Source organism: Bradyrhizobium sp. LCT2 (assembly GCF_009931255.1).
GTDB lineage: Bacteria > Pseudomonadota > Alphaproteobacteria > Rhizobiales > Xanthobacteraceae > Bradyrhizobium > Bradyrhizobium diazoefficiens.
This window is the reverse complement of record NZ_CP034432.1, coordinates 1,572,907-1,590,944: the sequence shown is the minus strand read 5'-3', so window position 1 is coordinate 1,590,944 and position 18,038 is coordinate 1,572,907. Positions and strand designations below refer to the sequence as shown.

The 18,038-nt window shown below is 54.9% G+C and carries 13 protein-coding genes and 1 pseudogene; 10 read left to right on the top strand and 4 right to left on the bottom strand.

What is annotated here, in order from left to right; genetic code table 11:
• Positions 1-10: 10 nt before the first annotated feature.
• From EI171_RS08115 to EI171_RS08095, 5 genes are all read left to right on the top strand, one after another.
• Complete coding sequence (locus tag EI171_RS08115; protein WP_202633112.1) at positions 11-658, top strand: M48 family metallopeptidase; 648 nt, start codon at positions 11-13, stop codon at positions 656-658.
• A gap of 85 nt (positions 659-743) precedes the next feature.
• Entirely contained in the window at positions 744-971 is a 228-nt protein-coding gene (locus EI171_RS08110; protein WP_161533043.1) for a hypothetical protein, read from the top strand.
• Entirely contained in the window at positions 968-3,469 is a 2,502-nt protein-coding gene (locus EI171_RS08105; protein ID WP_161533042.1) for an AAA family ATPase, read from the top strand. Before EI171_RS08110 ends, EI171_RS08105 begins: the two co-directional genes overlap by 4 nt.
• 40 nt (positions 3,470-3,509) lie before the next feature.
• On the top strand, positions 3,510-4,505 hold the full coding sequence (locus tag EI171_RS08100) for a hypothetical protein (RefSeq protein ID WP_161533041.1): 996 nt from the start codon (positions 3,510-3,512) through the stop codon (positions 4,503-4,505).
• Between the two features lie 289 nt (positions 4,506-4,794).
• Positions 4,795-6,543 (top strand): recombinase family protein, encoded by a 1,749-nt coding sequence (locus EI171_RS08095; protein WP_161533040.1) that lies wholly within the window; start codon positions 4,795-4,797, stop codon positions 6,541-6,543.
• Between the two features lie 36 nt (positions 6,544-6,579).
• Here the strand turns inward: EI171_RS08095 and EI171_RS08090 are convergent, their stop codons facing one another.
• Complete coding sequence (locus tag EI171_RS08090) at positions 6,580-6,822, bottom strand: hypothetical protein (protein WP_161533039.1); 243 nt, start codon at positions 6,820-6,822, stop codon at positions 6,580-6,582.
• Between the two features lie 110 nt (positions 6,823-6,932).
• Here EI171_RS08090 and EI171_RS08085 point away from each other — a divergent pair, with 110 nt between their 5' ends.
• The 4 genes from EI171_RS08085 (at position 6,933) to EI171_RS08070 (ending at position 11,246) form a co-directional block, all read left to right on the top strand.
• Positions 6,933-8,303: a hypothetical protein gene (locus tag EI171_RS08085; protein WP_161533038.1), complete on the top strand. Its 1,371-nt coding sequence runs from the start codon at positions 6,933-6,935 to the stop codon at positions 8,301-8,303.
• A 273-nt stretch (positions 8,304-8,576) separates the two neighbouring features.
• A complete protein-coding gene (locus EI171_RS46640) occupies positions 8,577-8,933 on the top strand; it encodes a helix-turn-helix transcriptional regulator (protein ID WP_161533037.1) in 357 nt (118 codons plus the stop codon).
• On the top strand, positions 8,930-9,427 hold the full coding sequence (locus EI171_RS08075) for a crossover junction endodeoxyribonuclease RuvC (RefSeq protein ID WP_161533036.1): 498 nt from the start codon (positions 8,930-8,932) through the stop codon (positions 9,425-9,427). The genes EI171_RS46640 and EI171_RS08075 overlap by 4 nt, the downstream gene beginning before the upstream one ends.
• A gap of 943 nt (positions 9,428-10,370) precedes the next feature.
• Positions 10,371-11,246 (top strand): hypothetical protein, encoded by an 876-nt coding sequence (locus tag EI171_RS08070; RefSeq protein WP_161533035.1) that lies wholly within the window; start codon positions 10,371-10,373, stop codon positions 11,244-11,246.
• A 329-nt stretch (positions 11,247-11,575) separates the two neighbouring features.
• Here the strand turns inward: EI171_RS08070 and EI171_RS08065 are convergent.
• The 3 genes and pseudogenes from EI171_RS08065 to EI171_RS08055 all read right to left on the bottom strand — a co-directional run bounded on the left by EI171_RS08065 (position 11,576) and on the right by EI171_RS08055 (position 14,609).
• Positions 11,576-12,612 (bottom strand): annotated as a pseudogene (locus tag EI171_RS08065) (IS481 family transposase).
• Between the two features lie 251 nt (positions 12,613-12,863).
• On the bottom strand, positions 12,864-13,316 hold the full coding sequence (locus EI171_RS08060; RefSeq protein WP_161533034.1) for a hypothetical protein: 453 nt from the start codon (positions 13,314-13,316) through the stop codon (positions 12,864-12,866).
• Between the two features lie 453 nt (positions 13,317-13,769).
• Positions 13,770-14,609, bottom strand: coding sequence for a hypothetical protein (locus tag EI171_RS08055; protein ID WP_161533033.1), 840 nt, complete (start codon positions 14,607-14,609; stop codon positions 13,770-13,772).
• 1,393 nt (positions 14,610-16,002) lie between these two features.
• On the opposite strand from EI171_RS08055, the gene EI171_RS08050 reads away from it, so the two are divergent.
• Positions 16,003-17,886, top strand: a complete 1,884-nt coding sequence (locus EI171_RS08050) for a hypothetical protein (protein ID WP_161533032.1) — start codon at positions 16,003-16,005, stop codon at positions 17,884-17,886.
• Positions 17,887-18,038: the final 152 nt, after the last annotated feature.

The window sequence follows — 18,038 nt, the reverse complement described above, 5'->3', positions numbered from 1 at the left end:
AAACGTTCACTTGAGTGTACTTCCGCCGACGGGACGGGTGCGCATTGCGGCCCCTGAGCGCATGAGCCTCGATACAGTGCGCGTCTTTGCAATTGCAAAATTGCCTTGGATTAAGAAGCAACAGCGCAAGCTGCAGGAGCAAGAACGGGAGACTCCCCGCGAATACATTGATCGGGAAAGTCATTACCTTTGGGGGAAACGCTATCTCCTGAAAGTAGTTGAAGCCGACGAGCCACCTTCTGTAGAGCTCTTCCACGGCCGCATAGTTCTCCGCGTGCGCCGGGGTACGGACACGGCTCGGCGGCAGGCCATCCTGGAAGACTGGTATCGCGAGCAGCTCCGTGCTGCCGTGTCACCATTGATCGAAAAATGGCAACGACTGCTGCGGGCAAAGGTGCAGCGTTTCTTTCTCCAGCGAATGAAGACGAAATGGGGAAGCTGCAATCATCGCGCCCGGTCAATCCGACTAAACACTGATCTGGCCAAAAAACCGAGGGAATGCCTCGAATACATTATCGTTCATGAGATGATTCATCTGCTCGAACCTACGCACAATGCGCGTTTTGTAGCGTTGATGGACCAGTTCATGCCGAAGTGGCAATCTCGCCGTGATGTGCTCAACAGATTGCCGGTGCGTCACGAGACTTGGGACTACTAGAAATGGGGTATTGGCAAACGCCCCTCTTGACCAAGTCACCACCTTGAGCGAACAATGAGCCATACACAATCACCACGTGTTGGCTATGACCTTCGAATTTGATCCCGTAAAGTCGTTTGATGAGAACGTGGCCGCTTTCAAGGCCCATGTGGAGCAACTCGATCCCGAGTGCGCCGCGATCTTTTTTAGCACGTTAGAGACCCTCACGGGAGACGGTAATCCCGACCGGGCACGAGCTCGACGAACCAGTTTCAACACCGCCGTCGCTGCTGCTCTTGATGCGCTGCCCGATGAAGATGCCGGTATATCATGACGAGATACTATCTCTGCGAGATTTCAATAGAGGGCTTCCGGGGGATCAACAATGACGGTGATCCACTCGTCATTAAGTTGAAGCCTGACGCAGTCAACTCAATCTCTGCGCCGAACGGCGTCGGCAAAACATCGATATTTGAAGCTATTCATTTCGCTATATTCGGGACCGTGCCGAGACTTGAAGGACTCCAAGCCGCGGAGCGGCCTGACTCGTACGTAGTGAACCGCTTTCATCCCGCAGGTCATGCGGCCATCGTGCTCTCGTTCGAGCCCGATGACGCTTCAGCCAAGATCCAAATCAAAGTTGAGCGCACTAGGACCGGCGCCCGCACTGTCAGCTCACCCACCGGATACGCCGATCCAGACTCCTTTCTCAAAGGCCTACGTGAGGATTTTGTACTCGTCGACTACTCGAAATTTTCGGAGTTCATCGATGCGTCGGCCCTGCAACGAGGACGCTCATTCGCATCGCTAGTCGGTCTGAGCAATTACTCGAATCTTCGCCAATCCCTTGAAGGCGCTGCCGATACGCGCTCCCTCAATACGGACCTCGAAATCAGGACGATTGAAGCGCAGATCGCTTCACATAGCCGGGAAGCCGGGCAGGCTTCCACGCGTGCGCTTGCCGCGTACAACGAGGTCACCGGGCAGACCGCTGCCGATCTTTCCGATGTTGAAACGCTCTGCAAATCGGTCTCGTCGGCTTTACAGGGTATCGAAATCCTAAAACCGGTTGTGGGTGCTCTCGATGTGCGGGAAGTCGACTTGGCCGCATGCGAAAAGCTGATTGAGCAGGAAGAGGGGGGCGCCGCCCGCACACGCCAAACTGAGCTCCAGCGAACTATCGCCGATCTAGAAGGCCTTGCACCCGCTGCTTCTGAGGCAGGGGAGCCCGCTACGCTTCAAACGGCAGCATCCGATCGAGACACGGCTCTCACGAAGGCGGGTAGTCCCCTGCTGCGCGAACTATACGAAAAGGCTCGATCTGTCGTGAGTGACGCGAGCTGGACCGACCCGAAGCGATGCCCGGTATGCGATACGACAGACCTACCGAGAACCCTTCAAGCGCATTTGCAGGATCGCATCGCGCAGTACGCGGCCGCGGACGCAGCGAACGACACACTAGAAAAGGCTATTCTAACGTCTGCCAATCTGGATCGGCTCGGAAAGCTGGAATCCGCCGGAGCGCTTGCGGTGGCCGCTCCGGATCGCATCCAGGCCGGAATCGTTCAAGCAGCTCGCAATCATTCACTTGCGACTACAGAGCTAACGGCCGCTCTCAACCGGCTCGATGAACTGGAGGCCCGGCGCGCGACGGCTCTAACCAGTGCACAAACCGAGCTCACCCAAATCCAGAGAACTCTTCCTCCGTCACTCGTGGCGGTGGGACGAACGATCGCAAACGTCAGACAGTTTTGCGACGCGATCTCGGCATACGACAAATCGACTGATGCATTGAGTATCTGGAAGAAATCGCTTGCGCGGCGCGAACGATGGCGCACATTCATTACGTCCGCTGTCGCCGCTTTCGGTACGGCTGAGACAGGCCTCGCGAATGCGCGGATCGCTGCGTGCGAGACGGAATACCAAAGTCTCTTCGGTTCACTCGTCCGTGGCGGCCCCGATGTGAGGCCGACACTCCAACGAGCCACCGGAAGCGAAAACGTCGATCTTACACTGGCGAATTTCCACGGTCAGAGCAATATCAATGCGAAGGCCGTGCTTTCAGAGAGCTACCGGAACGCCGTAGCCGCATCGATCTTTCTCGCAGCAGCAACCCGGTACAACGGGGCACCGCGTTTTGTAATCCTGGACGACGTGACGTCAAGCTTCGATGCCGGTCACCAATTCAGCCTCATGGAGGCAATCCGAACGAAGCTACAGCAGCCAGCGAATCCGAACGGCTTACAGTTCATCATACTTAGCCACGACTCCGCATTAGAAAAATACTTCGACAGGCAGAACGGAACGAAGGACTGGCAACACCAAAAGCTCCAGGGGATGCCGCCGGTTGGCCGCGTTATGATCTCGGCCCAAGAGGCAGACCGTTTGAAGGTGCTCGCGCACAGCCAGCTGAGCGCGGGGCAAATCGATCTTGGGTCGCCCTTCCTCCGCCAGTATCTCGAATACAAGCTCGGACAGATTATCTCGAAGCTTGAAATCCCGTGCCCCCCGGATTACGCGACACGCGGCGATAAACGAACCCTGTCTACCTACATAGATGCAATCACAGACGCCATCGATCTCTATCAGGCGGCCAACCGATGCGTTCTGACGCCCGCGCAAATCAACGACATTAGGAGTACGCACGTCCCATCGATCGTCACCAATTTCGTCAGTCACTACGAGACCGGGGCTGGAACTCCGTTCAACGCGCACGCACTGCTCGGTGTTCTTCAGTCCATCGATGATCTGGCAGATTGCTTCACGTGGACCGACACCACAGGTCGGGCTCCTATCAAGCGTTACTATCGTAGGCTGGATCGGCGGACATAGGTGAGGACGCTCGGATCAATTCGTTTGGTAGGCTCATGTTATGGATGAATCGCTGCAAGACGTCATTACGCGAGCAGAACAGGCGGTAAAGGCGCTCAGCTCCTGCGTGTTCGACGGTCTAAAGCCTCCCTCTGGGGCCTATGCTTTTTTCAATCACAATGCGCATGTCCTGTCAGCGTTGCAGGATTGTCGGCGCATTTATGAACGGCTTTGTTCGGGCCGAGAGCAACTAACAGATTTGGCGCATCAAGAGAATCACTTGATGCCGAAAGATTTGCCAGCGGGCACGTCCTACCCAGAGGAAGTGCAAGCGGTCATGAGACAGTCCGGCGATATCACTGAGCACATGAAGCTCGACATGGAAAGCCTCTACATTTTTGGGGGCATACTGCTGGATCAGTGGGCGATGCAAGCTATTGCAGTTGGTAATATTCCATGTCCAAAGCAACACCCATTCCGCGAACTGGTCGACTACCTCGATCAGAATCCCAACGGGACGCTCGAACCAGTTTGGACCGCTGCAAGGGACGCAATGCTATGGCTCTACTACCAGCTACGGTTCTATCGCAATCGCTTTATCGTCCATGCAAATCGCCCATGGCAGCGAGGAACGACTCGATCCGTGTATGGCGACGATTTCAATCTTTTTACACCGACGCCTCCCGGCTGGCTGGACGACAAATCAATCGACGCGGAAATCATGAGCCTTCTCCCCTTGGCTCCCGAGCGGCTACGAACCGCCCCTGACGATTATTGGGAGAAGGCCCGACCCGGGCGTCTACTTGAATTGCTATTCGACAACATCACCCAGTATCCGAAAGAGGATCGAGAGAAGATATCCAAACTGTTCGGAAAAAAGGGTGGCAGCACACCAAGCTTTCAGGTGTTGGCCAGTCGGATCTTTAGTTTTGTCGCTGAAGCGACACCGTTGCTGATGGAGATCGCCCAAGCAAATCTACGATCCATCGATATCGGCAGACCTCATCGTACTTCTGAGGAAATGTGGCGCGATCGAGAGACTGGGGACAGGGCGTAGGCGAAGCTGCGCCTTACGTTCTAGTGTGGAGGGGAGATTGTGCATGCTCGGCTTTTTCCGCCTCCTAGCCTCCTAACTGTCGGGAGTACATGATCCCGGGATGAGCGAACCGACCGAACCTCAAGTTCAATATCAATTAGATGAGTACCTATGCGAGCAAAAAAAGCGCCTCGATAAGGCTTTTGATCTCCTCTTTGACGAAGTCCTGAGGACGCGCTCTACAGTTCGTCACCGCCTTGCACCAACCGATTCGACTCCTACCGAGGGTCGGTAGTAAACTTATATCTATATGAACCACGAAGAATTGGCACCAAGCACAAAGCTGATTGCAACATATGCGAGGGTTTCGACAGCGCGACAGGAAGAGGACGGTACTGTCGAGACGCAACTGCGAGTGCTTCGCGAATTCGCCGCGCTAAACAATCTCACCATTGTCCGGGAATATATCGACGACGGTTGGAGCGGGGACATCCTTGCAAGACCGTCACTTGACCAGTTGCGGGCTGACGTCACTAAGAAACTCTGGCAAGCGGTTCTAATTTACGACCCAGACAGATTGGCAAGGAGGTACTCGTATCAAGAACTCGTAATGGATGAATTGAGGGATCGGCACATCGAGGTGCTATTTGTCACCGTCTCGGCGCCCAAAAATAGCGAAGAAAAAATCCTGCACGGCGTTCGGGGCCTATTCGCAGAATACGAAAGAGCAAAGATCGCGGAACGATTTCGGCTCGGCAAGCTTCGCAAGGTTAAGGACGGGCACATTCTCCTTAGTGAGGCGCCGTACGGCTATATCTATATCCCCAATCAGGGCGACCGACACGGCTATCTTGAATTGCTCCACGCGGAGGCACGCGTCGTAAGGATGGTGTTTGAGTGGGTCGCTAACGAACGTCTGACGCTCCGGCAAGTCGTGCGTCGCCTCCAGGAGATAAAAATTCGACCCCGAAAGAGTGCACGCGGCGTTTGGAACACGAGCACACTCAGCACGCTTCTCCGAAACGAGGCCTACATCGGCGAAGCACACTGGGGGAGCACTTATGCTGTTGCGCCCGAGCACCCGCTAAAGAAAGACACGTACCGAAAAATAAAGAAAAGCAGCCGGAGAACGCGGCCCAGGACAGAATGGGTCATCGTCACTGTGCCGTCGATCATTGATAGAGCACTGTTTGAACGCGCCCGGGCACAACTCGATGCGAACTACGCGCTCTCAAAGAGGAATAAGAAGAATGAATACCTGCTCGCTGGGAGGATTCGGTGCGTCTGCGGACGCTCAAGAACCGGGGAAGGTGTACTGCTCGGAAAGCACCTTTACTACCGATGCAGCGACAGAGTTCTTAGTTTTCCATTGCGCGGTGTCTGCAAAGAGCGAGGCATAAACGCGCGGATCGGCGACCAACTTGTGTGGGACAAAATTGTCGATCTGATGAGCTCTCCGGAATTGATGCTGTCGCAAGTAGAGCGATGGATTGATTCAAAGCAAGATAAGGCAGCCAATTCAACCAGCGATGTGAGACCCTTGGAAAACGAGCTCGCCTCGCTGGGCGAGCAGCTCGGGCGACACAACAGAGCGTATGGCGCCGGACTTTTTACAATAGAGCAGCTGCGAGAATATACACAGCCCATCAAAGACAGGATCGCCGCCGTGGAGCTACAGATATCAAATTCAAAGGGGGACACTTTAGTCGAAAAGAAGCCAGTACTGCCTCAAAAGGAAGAACTTGAACTCTTTGCCGACGAAGCACGCAATACGTTGCATAATTTGAGTTTCTCGCAAAAACGAGCCATACTATTGAACACCGTAGACAAAATCGTTGGTACACCAAGCGAATTGCAAATATACGGCGCTATTCCAATAGAAAATCATGTCGAGTTCAAAACTAGCCATAGGCATGGTCAGGACACAACCCGACATCGTATTCCGTTTGAGTTTCGCATAGAGCTACCTCCTCCTCGCACCCAGAGGGTAATCTTAGCCCGCACCGAGAAAGGGAGGATCATCTCCTCTGCGCCTACGGCTAACGGATTACACTCGTGAAGCGACGCAAGAGAACGTCTCCATCTTTAGCGCATTTCACCACAGCGTTTGTTGCTTGAGCGGCTTACGTGCCTCAGCTCTGTCTTTTGATGAATCGCTACGCGCCTTAGCGTTTGCGTCATCAATCGCCTTCTTCAAGTCGATCAGCATATTCTTGACCCAGTCCATCGACGTCTCGAGCGCCGTAAATCGGCCGTTGGAATACCAAGCCATCGCGATTAGAGCGCTCAAGAGCCCGACGAAATATTCCCAGCCGATGTGAATTGTTATGCCTTCCATAAGCACCCAGCCTAAACAGGGGAGGTGTTGTGACCAAGGCTCGTCAATGTGCCCGCCAGAGACAGCACCGGGCCTCGCCGAGTTCGATATAATCGGCGATCGTTCGATGCATGAATGATGCTGGCGCCAACCGCAGAGGGTCGATCGAGCAGCGACATGTCAGACCGACAGTCTCCGATGTGCTCGAAGACGGCACCATCGTTGAATTAATATATAGGCCTGAGCATCGCACCACGTTGCTTGCGACGTCGGCAGCGGGTCGCTGGACCCTCGCTAAGCACGTAGACGTGCCGGGCGGGCACCAATTGGTCCCGTTCTCGCCCAACAACAATCTGATCAAGAACGAGGTTGTCCTACTGCCGTCGGAGCCGCGCTCCTATGGAGGCGAGCAGGAACTCGTCTCTGAGGTGATCGCGTTCATCCACCGCTATGCCGATCTCAGCCAGACGTTCGAGCAGGTCGCTGGTCACTATGTGATCCTGAGCTGGGTGTACGACGCATTCAATGACCTGCCGTACCTTCGCCTTCGGGGCGATTTCGGGACGGGCAAGACGCGGTCGCTCCTTACGATCGGGTCGCTTTGCTATAAGCCGTTCTTCGCAAGCGGCGCCTCGACGGTCTCGCCTATCTTCCACACGCTCGACGCTTTCCGTGGAACGCTCATCTTCGACGAGGCCGATTTCCGCTTCAGCGACGAGCGCTCGGAGATCGTCAAGATCCTCAATAACGGCAACGTGCGCGGCATGCCCGTCCTGCGCACCGTCATGAACCGCCAACGCGAGTTCAACCCGCAAGCATTCCATGTCTTTGGACCCAAGATCGTTGCGACGCGAGGACGCTACGAGGACCGCGCATTGGAGAGCCGCTTCATCACCGAAGAAACCGGCGCGCGGCCGCTCCGCGATGATATCCCCATCAATCTCCCGCCGACCTTCAAAGACGAAGCGCGCGAGCTGCGGAACAAGCTGCTCCTATACCGTTTTCGCAGACGGCACGAGATCAAGCTCGACCCGTCTCTCGTAGATCCGACGCTGGAGCCGCGCATCAATCAAATCATGCTACCGCTACTGAGCGTCGTCAGCGATCCACGGCTCCAGGGCGCGCTTCGAAGCGCAGCGAAGCGTGCCCAAGATCTGATCGTCGCCGAGCGTGGCCTGCTCATGGAGGCTCAAGTCCTGGAGGTCCTTATGGAACAGATGTTGTCTTCCAACAGACTGGTCGTACCGGTTGCTGACGTCACCACGGGTATGATCCAACGCTACGGTGCCGAATATGAAAGGCCACTCAGCAATCGCTGGATCGGAAGCATCCTCCGCAAGAAGCTGAACCTTCAGACTTATAAATCCCACGGAGTGTACGTTGTGCCCATGGCCGAGAAACAAAAGGTGGAAATATTAGGTCGGCGATACGGAGTGAATCCCGTTATCGGTCCGTCGTCGATCGAGCCCGAGGGGGATGTGGGGACTTCGGGGACATCCTAGCCACCTCAACGACACATCTCTTGAGCGGCGCAAGCGAACTGAAGTATTAGAATATTTGGCTTGCGGCGCCGCTCCGCCACATCCCCAAGTCCCCATCTCCACCCGATCTTCATGCCGGATAAGGCATACTTTCTGATAGCCACGATAGATATAATGAGGGGCGCAGTTTTGTATTAGGTGCCGAGTCGGCACTTTTCCGTGTCTCGAGCGAGACCACGATCAAGGGAATCATAGTACGCGTGCCTGTCATCTTGCTGACCGGCTGCGTAATCTATGCATCACCGACACCAATCATACCTTCGTCCGCACCGTCGTCGCTGGGGGCTAACCCAGCAGGAGCTCGCATTTCTAATCGGCATAAAGAGTCGAACTGCCATATCTCGAATTGAAGGGTCGAAGCGGAGGCCGAGCCTCGATGCGGTGCTTATATGCATGATGATCTTCAATATCCCTGCACTGGAGCTGTTCCCGGGCCTCCTGTCGGAGCTACGTCGAGCCATCCTTGCACGAGCTGGCGAGCTCTATGATGAGCTTCAGGGTAACGCGTCCAACGCGGCGCGCCTGAAGCTTGATTTTCTCGAACAGCTACTGAAACGAATAGAAGCTAAGCGCGTTGAAACAGCCGTATGAGGGCGCTTCGTCGACATGCGCTCGTCCTCTCTGTCTATCTAAACACACGTGGCCTCGCTTTCATCGTGTTCGAAGGGCACTTATTGCCATTTGATTGGGGGATACGCGAAACACGCGGGCCTCAAAAGAACAACACCTGTCTCCTTCGCATCACAACAGTTTTCGATCGACACGCGCCCGATGCTCTCGTCATTCAGGACACATCCGAACAAGGAACGCAGCGGGCGCGACGTATCCGCAATCTCAATACCTCGATTGTTAAACTCGCGAATGATCGCGGCATTCGAGTGTTCGCGTATTCGCGCGAGCAGGTCCGACGTGCGTTCGAGGGCTACGGATGCCCGAATAAGCACAGTCTCGCCGAGCTGATCGCAAAGCACATTCCGGCCTTTCAGCAATATGTTCCGCCGCCCCGCAAACCTTGGATGAGTGAGGACCGCCGAATGGGGCTTTTTGATGCGGCGGCGCTAGGACTCATGTTTTTTCAGGAGTGACAAGGTTTAGGGTAATTGCCCTAGCTTCCTCATTCGCTCTCAGCAAAATTGACGAGGTCGCTTCGATGCCGTTGTGGCCATCGAGGCGCAGCGAGCCAACTCTAGTCGACCAAAGCCAAGGAAGACATAGGCCAGTTGGTGCCTAGATGCCTGCGCGTGCAGGTGCAAGAGATCGCAAAACGTATTGAGGGTCTCGGCGTCAGTCTCAGCACACAGCAGCCTCGTTCACGTCAACATCGGTGCCTCCGCTGTTCGCGGAACGAGATACTCCTGTTGGGGTACCTCCTAATAAATCTCCGCCGTTGTTGCGGAAGTGCGTGACGAGGTCGACGAGCACTTCGGCGTCCCGTTTGACCGGTAAGAACGCTGACGCCGGCATCTTGATTAGTCGAAACGAAAGAAGGCCGCTGCTTCGCAAGCCGTGGATGAGCCAAGACATTTCGTATTCAACGACGCCGAGGTGGCCTTTGGTCCGAGCATTATGAGTTCGGTCGAAGCGTTGCAGCGGCTGTCATCGAGTGCCTAAGGTCAATTCCCCGTCTCCGAGCATTCTAAACGGCCCCGCACTCTTGCGGGTGCATTCAATCCATGCTGGTATCGCAATTTCTGGTAGTGGTGGCTCAATGATCAAAAGTCGCCACCCGTTGCTTGGAGCGACGCACGTGGCGAGTTATCCCGCGAGCCTTGTTTGCGGTTAGTAGCGTTGGCACTAGCCCTCGCTACTCAGACGGGTCCGACATTTGCTGCACAAGAGCAAGGTGAGAAGCGAGGATCGCTTTTTGCCTAGGCACATTCTTGTTCGCAGGTGTGACTTATGTTTGCTCCGTACGTCGTCGACAAATTTTCTTCGACATTCGAATGGCTGACGCCAAAACGACTTAACCGCTACTTCTCGCGCACTAAGACAGAGTTTTCGGACGCAGCGATTCAAGGGAGAACTCACATGGCTGACGATCCATCAAAAGCGCTTAATGACCAGATTGAAGCAATCAAAGCCAAGTATGCGCCCCAGATCAAAGCTCTTCAAGACGAAGGACAGTCGATCAAAGACGACACGGACGATCCAGACGCCTTCGGAGCTACGATTGGCATTGACTTCAAGGTTGACTGGAAAGATGAAGAGATAATCTTTGACGTGCCGAGCGTTACGATCGAAAACAAAGACATCTCCTTCGACCTTCCTGAAATTACATCGGTGCGCCAGCACATCGCATTTGATATTCCAGCCGTCAGAATGGTTGATAAGAAAGTCGGACAGTATCCCGAAGTGATCAACTTTACGGTGAGATGGCACGATATCATCATTAGTGTGCCCGAAACCTACATGCAGCGCCAAGATATATACTACGACATTCCATCGGTTACGATGAAGACGCAGCATTTTGTAGTAGGGATACCCACATTTACGATGCAGCGAGTGCGCTGGGTTATTGGGCTTCCACAATTTACCGTTATCAACGTTAAAGGAAACATACAGAGCGCGAAGGATCGAGGAAGTGCTTTGCAGTCTAAGGGGCAAGCTCTCGCCGCGTCGATGAAAGCCGAAATTCAGCACGCCGTGGACTTGTTCAAACAGCAGCTAGCGAATAGCGCCGGCAGCACCGGTAATGCGATTTCCAAGCCGTTCGATGCCGCTCTCACCACGATAACTAGTGCTATAAACGATCTGCAGGCGAAGGGATGCGATCCGATTAAGGTGCCGACTGATTCTGGGACCGTGAATTTGAGAAAAATGTATGCGGACACGGCCACTGCAAAGGCTGCTGCCATGGCTACGTTCGGAGAAACGGCCGCATCTGCGGCTCTTCCAACAATTTAGACTTCATCTAGGACTCCAAAAGAACTGAGGCCCGCATCCCGCGGGCCTTTTTGTCCAGTGCAGCGCATGAACTCGGACGTCTGCGCGAGCAGGCGCAAGCGATCGGAAAGAGCTTCGTTGAAAGTTGTTGAGGGCAGACGCATCCAATGCGATTTCGAGCACCACTCGGTCGGCGGCAACTCTACTAAGAGAAACTCCGCTTGAACACGAACTCGAACAGCTGCATGTCCGGACCAAAGGTCAGTGAAGGTAACTGTAAAAGAAGGGACTTGAGCTGACAGTGAGTGCTTTGTCGCGGCAGGTGTCCGACAAAGGTTTCATGTCCGACCTCACGCAGCCGGCAACAATTTCTCTCTCGACAGAGCACTTGCGTCAAGCAAGGTTTGCATCGGCGTCTTGCCGTAGCACCAGCGCCCCTGATGCGGGCGCACCTCATTGTAGGCAGCGATCCACTCATCGAGATCGCTCTGCAAGGCAGTGATGCTCGGATAGATCTTCTTGCGGAACACGACGCGATAGAGCTCCTCGAGCACGGTGCGGTGGAAGCGCTCGACAATGCCGTTGGTCTGTGGGCTCCTCGTCTTGGTGCGGGTGTGATCGATGTCTTCGACGGCGAGGTAGAGCTCGTATTCGTGATGCTCCGGATTGCCGCAATACTCGGTGCCGCGGTCGGTCAGGATCCGGTTCAGTGGGATGCCCCGCACATCGAAGAACGGCACCACGCGATCATTCAACAGTTCGGCCGCCGTGATCGGCGTCTTGCGATCATACAGCTTGGCGAACGCCACCTTGCTGTAGGTGTCAATGAAGGTCTGCTGATAGATCCGCCCGACCCCCTTCATGTTGCCGACATAGAAGGTGTCCTGCGCACCGCAATAGCCGGGCACTCGCTCTCGAACTCGCCGTGCGCCTCCTTCTCGGACTTGGCCTTTTCCAACGCAACGAGCTGGGCCTCGGTCAGCACCAGGCCGTCCTGGGCCATCTTGGCCTCCAGCGCCGTCAGCCGCTTCTTGACGTTGGCGAGGTCGTGACGCAGCCACACCGCCCGCACGCCGAACGGGGAGATCGACAGGCCGCGGCTCCTGAGCTCATTGCTGACCCGCACCTGCCCCCAGGCCGGCTGGTCGATCGCCAGCTCAACGACGGCTGCCTCGACCTCCGGCGCGACTCGGTTCTTCAGGACCGGTTTCTTGCGGCTAATCTCAATCAGCGCCAGCTCGCCGCCCTTCTCGTACAGTTCCTTGAACCGGTAGAAGCTGTCGCGGCTATAGCCCATCATCCGGCAAGCCTGGCTGACGTTGCCGAGCTGCTTGGCCAATTCCAGCATGCCGACTTTCGCGCGAATGACCTTCTGTTCCTGGGTCATGGTAATGTCTCCTGTGAGACGCTGCGGGCTGCGCGGGAGCGCCCTTTGGGTGAGCGCTCCTGCTCGCCCGCAGCTCCATTCCCCTGCCAGTTCAAACCTTGCCGTCAGATTAAGTCGAAACTTCTACAAGGTAACCGATGTGCCTGCACTCAACCGACGGCTGCCTCGACACCGCATGAGGACGGATCACACCGCGCGGGCAGACTATAAGATTGGGTCACTCGCGCAATTCGCGAAGGTGGCCTCGTCCATTATGGGGTTTTATTGGGACTGTCGATTAGAACCGCACCACCATGCTGGCTCAGTTCAAGTCTATGCAGCAGCTCGCGGATTTCATCCTTGACCTTCGATAGTGCTGCGGGGTCGCCTTCAAGTTCCGCCACCCGCTGCCGGGCATATATTCCAATTCTCGCCGCTTCGATGCGGCCTCTCTCGCGTAGATCTTCCATCTCGCGGACCTTGAGTTGCCCCAGTACTTCGTTCGCTGCAGCAGTTACGATAGCAATGCCCACGAGAATCCACCGCCCATATCCGCCAAAAAATTCCTTGTCCATCACGGCTGAGACCACGACGGACGCCAGTGCAGCTGCGAGCGTTAAGAACTTGCAGAAGTTGAGCAAGCCGTACCAACGTCCAGAAGCAGCGTCGTACCAGCCCTCATAGCCCTCTACCTCACCTAGGAACTCCTCGTTTGCTTCGGTCATGCGGAAACCTCCAGCGTGGCCAGATTACTTTAACGGGTGCCCTGTTAGACTTGCAATGTATCCTGAATTCCTGCGCCGGGCCAGAATGCGATTGAGCCTCAGTTGAGCGCCTGGGAACTGCCTAATTGCTCGAATTATCCGCATCGCGGACCGGGTACCGGACGAAGGTCGTAGCGTTGGCAATCGCCATAGGTGCCGTCCGGCATTAACTTGCATACTTGGGCCGAACCGTCCGGGTACTCTTTGTAACAGACCGGAGATTTCTCGAACTTGTGCGCATGCGCAACGAGGCGCTCGAACGCTGCCGAATGCATTTTCGCAGTTATTTTGGGCGCCGCACTTGCTCCCGTTGCCCGCTTCTTCGTTACGGCCCTCTTTTTTGTTGCCGCTTTCTTCCTCTTTGCCATAACCCAGTCTCCTCCTCGGTTCGCGACGTCCGCTGAGGACGTCTATTTAGGGTGCGAGCGTCGAACGGAATCCAGTGGTCACGCCGCTCGTGATCTGCGAGCTGAAATGGGACTGCTCCGCGATCGCGATCAGCGACTTGCCGCCGCCTGCGATCGGTCCGAAGGTGATCAAGAGATCATGTGTGCGATCGCGGCTCACACTAAAGAGCGGACCCGACGGGTTTATCGTCGCCCGCACCAGCTTCAGCATCGGCGTAGCGTTACCGCTGGTAATGATCTGAAAGCTGATCTCGTGCGATAGTACGTTCTTTTGGCCGGCACCTGGAGTGTGCACTGTGCCAAGCGAGGCTGGTCCGATGCGACCAAGCAGAAGATCGGCGATCTTGAGATCGTTCTGAATGAGGAACGAATCGTACCGGATGTCGCTGCCCTTGCACGGGAGGCCATAGAGTTCGGCGACGGTGTAGAAGAAGTTCATCTTCTCGATGCGCGTTGCCTGCGCCGAACCCGACACTCCGGTGCTGAGCGTGAACACGGATGCTGCTGGCGACGGGGGCGTCCAAAGAACCGAAGGCGCTCCTGAGGTTTTCTCGACGACAGTAAAGGTGAGCGCGACCTCGGCACCCCAACCGCCGAGGAAGTCCGAGTAGGTGCGCCTACTCTGTCGCAGTCGCGCCTCGGATATGTCGTTGCCGACTACAGCAGTGATCGCATGGCTAAGTTCGCATCGCACGCTTTGCACAATCGCATCGATCATGTTCTGCGTGTCAGCCTGCGTATAGTTTGGAAACTCGCGCAATTCCGGCACATAAGTGCCGCAGCCGCCGACGCTCAGTACGAGGCCTAGGACAAAGGCCTGTCTTGTCGATGCGCGAGGAAACTTCATGTTTTGCCCCGTTCGCTGCGATTCTGAGGCCCACGTTATGCGAATTGGACTCGCTCTACAGTCGCATTAGAGCAACACTCAACCTAATTTTGCGATTGCGACTGAGAGTATTCGAGGCGAGCAGCTATTTGATCCGGTCCGGGCCAAGAGCCGGAAATGGTCGTCGCTCATTCGATGCGGCGGCTTTGGCACTCACGTTCTTTCGGTCACTCAACCTGAACGTCAGCTAATGCGGAAGGAGTACCTCTCGGACATGCGCTTGCGTCTTGTCTCTCGACATCAACGAGCGTTAAACTGGAATAGCGCAATTAAGCGCTGACAGCTGCCCACAAAGCGGCCGGTGTTCCGTGTCCGCCGCTATTTGAACTAGCAGCGTCGATGCCATCGGCTGGCACCGCAGAGACGGCGCCAAGTTTTGCTTTCCTGCGGCTTAAGTCAAGTTAATGCAATTGATGCAGCGATCGGGTGACAACTGGCCCTATCTCGTATTGCTCGGCTACTAGCCAACTACTGCAGACATTGCGAATTGGACTCATCGAAGTTCTTGCAGAATTGAACGCACACCTAAAGCGATTGGAGCAGTTATAGCGCGTTGTATTGATCGCCCCTGCTGCTGAGCCATACATCTAGACGGACGGACATTGGAAGCGGCAGCTCTTGCTGAGCGACCGCAGCGATCTGCTACGTCCTCATAGCTCGGTCTGAGAGTCGTCGCCATCCTTGATGAATGCACACCACACCCTTCTCGGGAGGATTTCATGAAGGCGCTCAAGCGATGCATCATCGCCATCGTTCTTGCCGCACCTCGCACAGTCCTTGCTCACGACGGCTGCGGTCCAAACAATTGCTGCTGTGAGTATAAGACAAGCGAGGTGGGTTACGAATACGCTTGCACAAGCGAGTCTAACAATGATTGCACCAATATATATAAAGGCACATGTGGCCATGTGGGCAAATGCACTCGACCGAAACGATCAAAACTACAACACCATAGTTGGACTTGTGACCCGACTATTGCCTCTTGCATTGCTGCTCGCATCTCTCTCGAGGTGGCATACTAGAGCCATCGCGTCTCGCGCAACTCACCGGGCCGCCAGGCTACCGCCTCATCGCACGTCACATCGAATTGAGAAATGATGGAAATGTAGTACCTGAAAATTCATACTAGAGGAGCCGGAACATGCATTGGAGTACGGTTCTGCGGGCAGCGCTACTTGCCACTTCCGCCAGTCACCTTTGGTCTGACGCTCGGGCGTGGGAAGCCAATTACTCTCAAAAGGTTGCTCAACCACTTCGGCAACTCCGATCTGCCCCTCCTCCTCTCACACCTCTTGGACAGATTTACATCGCATACCCTGGAAGCGAGGGAGCTCAGCTTGGTCAGAGCTGGGATGTGTTCCTGAACAAAAAGGTTCATTCCACGTGTGTCGACTTCAAGACCCAGAGAGATCGTTATGAAACGGTCGCGTTCAATCTGCAGGAAGCTACCGACGAAGAAACGCGAGACGTTACCCTGAATACGACGTTCACAATTGCGGGTGGCGGCTACTTTTTCGATATCGGGGGGACTGGAAATTCTAGCCTTACCGGGAATACTTTCTCACACTATTACAGCAAGAACTTTCTACTTATTAGCCACGCTTCAGTTGGGAATGGCGCATTGTACGTAGTGCCAAGCACTACGCCCGCGCCTTCTGAAAATGGCGCTGTCGCGAGCAAAGAGGACCCCAACGCAGGCTCCGGCCATTCGAACGAGCACCAACCACCGAGCTTTAGCTTGATTACGCTTACGCCTGAAGCTGCGAAGATAAAGAACGACAAGAAAGCGTTCCGCGAGAGGTGTGGCGACGGATTTATCGCAACGATCAATTTTGGTGCCGATTTTTACGCCTTACTGACAATCCATGAGACAGACGCCACGAAAAGGCAGCAACTCGAGACCTCAGTACACACGACTGGCGGAGCCTTTGGCTTTACCGCATCGTTTGATGGCTCAATTTATCAACTGATTGCTGACGAACAAAAAAGCAAGAACCTGGCTATTAACCTAGTTCAACATGGTGGTCGCATCAAATCGCTTCCGACAAACCTGGATGAACTGAACACTAAAATTAAGGAGCTGCCACAGGAAGCTTGGGAGGGCCCTGAACCAATTTACATGGTCGTCTATCCGTACTCCGCGCTCGTAGAGTTTCAGGGCGCACCTCCTGACGAAATCTCAACTGCGCTCCAGGCCGCACTTCGATACTACGCGCGCTTGCAGAGCATGCGATCCGAGATCCTGGATATGACGACCGATCTTACAAAGGATGGCGGCAGCCCCCAGTATTTCTTCGAATCTGTTCACAGGATGAGGTCGGAGGATCTGGACTTGCTGCGTGAGAATGTCGAGCACGAGATGGATCGGACCTACAAACTCATTAACGGTTTGAACCAATGTCCACAAGGATGCAAGGACGATGAAAATCGAGCCAAGGCAGTCATGGATGCGCTCGGCCCACGAATTCCCCCGCTTCAAGGTCTGATACGGAAGAACCGGGTGGGAAGAGAACAGCCGCCACGTCCACCAACAAAGGATGAAATCATCGCCCAGGATGCGCGAGAATTCGATGACTATCTGTACTGGATAAATCTCCCGCTGCCGCTCAATGCCATTCCGCCGGCAATGCGAGACAAGATTACAAACCCGAAAGGGGACATCGAGGAAAAGCGGCAGACCTACGCTCGCTTTCTATATCGACATTGGATACACCGACAGGACATCGCGAGATGTTCATTGTACAACGAATGCTTAGACCCGAGCCAGAAGAGCTATTATTTCAACCAAATCTTGAGCACCATCAATCGAAATCAATCACCACTTCCGATCGAGGGAATGCAGGTTGCGGCTAACGCCTGGAACCTAACGGTTCAACCGTGCATGCAGATCCTGATTACAAACAGCAAAAGCGCAAGTCTCAGTAACAGCTTCTCTCTCTCGAAGTTGCAGGGCGGCTCGCCAATACAGGTCATTCCCGATCAGCCGGGCGACAGCAACGTCAACAGGACAATAGAGTCTGTCCCAACTAGACAGGTTTTTAAGCTGGAAGGGTGGTTCGAAAGCCTTGGCGAAGATTACAATATGTGGTCGAGCTCTGCTCACTACTCGAATACGTTGTCGACGGTCATTTGGTTCCAGGATCCAGGGTCGAGCGCCAGTATCGGGCCCAATCTTGTTGTCGCTTTTCAGGCAATCCCGATACTAAAACCTGAATGCACCCCGGCACCCGGCCAATAGTAATGACCTTTTGTTTTCGTCCGACTGCGTTACGCGAACGTCACAACTTATGAGTGATGACCTAGCGGCGTGAATAGGAACGGGTCGTTTGATCTCTATCTGAGATGCTCACGCGGCTGGTGAGCACGGCATCGAGCCATGCTGCAATCTTC

Bases quoted from the DNA above. Each gene is read 5' to 3' on its own strand.
- EI171_RS08060 (WP_161533034.1), bottom strand. From the start codon at position 13,316: ATGACCGAAGCAAACGAGGAGTTCCTAGGTGAGGTAGAGGGCTATGAG.
- EI171_RS08105 (WP_161533042.1), top strand. From the start codon at position 968: ATGACGAGATACTATCTCTGCGAGATTTCAATAGAGGGCTTCCGGGGG.
- EI171_RS08055 (WP_161533033.1), bottom strand. From the start codon at position 14,609: ATGAAGTTTCCTCGCGCATCGACAAGACAGGCCTTTGTCCTAGGCCTC.
- EI171_RS08070 (WP_161533035.1), top strand. From the start codon at position 10,371: ATGGCTGACGATCCATCAAAAGCGCTTAATGACCAGATTGAAGCAATC.
- EI171_RS46640 (WP_161533037.1), top strand. From the start codon at position 8,577: ATGCATCACCGACACCAATCATACCTTCGTCCGCACCGTCGTCGCTGG.
- EI171_RS08095 (WP_161533040.1), top strand. From the start codon at position 4,795: ATGAACCACGAAGAATTGGCACCAAGCACAAAGCTGATTGCAACATAT.
- EI171_RS08100 (WP_161533041.1), top strand. From the start codon at position 3,510: ATGGATGAATCGCTGCAAGACGTCATTACGCGAGCAGAACAGGCGGTA.
- EI171_RS08075 (WP_161533036.1), top strand. From the start codon at position 8,930: ATGAGGGCGCTTCGTCGACATGCGCTCGTCCTCTCTGTCTATCTAAAC.
- EI171_RS08085 (WP_161533038.1), top strand. From the start codon at position 6,933: ATGAATGATGCTGGCGCCAACCGCAGAGGGTCGATCGAGCAGCGACAT.
- EI171_RS08090 (WP_161533039.1), bottom strand. From the start codon at position 6,822: ATGGAAGGCATAACAATTCACATCGGCTGGGAATATTTCGTCGGGCTC.
- EI171_RS08110 (WP_161533043.1), top strand. From the start codon at position 744: ATGACCTTCGAATTTGATCCCGTAAAGTCGTTTGATGAGAACGTGGCC.